Below are 270 nucleotides of genomic sequence, written 5' to 3'. Positions count from 1 at the left end.
ACAGATGGCATGACATAACTGATTGCGTAGGTATTTTAGTAAAACAGTCTTTGACTGAGAACTACCGGAGGGATCATGCGCATCCTTCATGTTGTAAAAATTACCAAACCCATTGCTTCCCCTATTCGTAACGCGTACATCGATTTCAGCAAGATGACGACAAGCCTTGTCGCCGTTGTGACAGATGTTGTAGTCGACGGGCGCCGTGTAGTGGGATACGGCTTTAACTCTAACGGCCGTTATGGCCAGGGTGGCCTCATCCGGCAACGC

1 pseudogene is annotated in these 270 nt (G+C 48.9%); it reads left to right on the top strand.

Going from position 1 to position 270, the window contains the following annotated elements:
• Positions 1-75: 75 nt before the first annotated feature.
• Positions 76-270 (top strand): annotated as a pseudogene (locus tag SB765_RS29960) (mandelate racemase); the annotation flags it as partial.

It is taken from the genome of Pseudomonas sp. SIMBA_067 (assembly GCF_046534675.1).
In the GTDB taxonomy this organism is placed as follows: Bacteria; Pseudomonadota; Gammaproteobacteria; order Pseudomonadales; family Pseudomonadaceae; genus Aquipseudomonas; species Aquipseudomonas putida.
The sequence above is the reverse complement of the archived record's forward strand: the minus strand, read 5'-3'. Positions and strand labels throughout refer to the sequence as shown.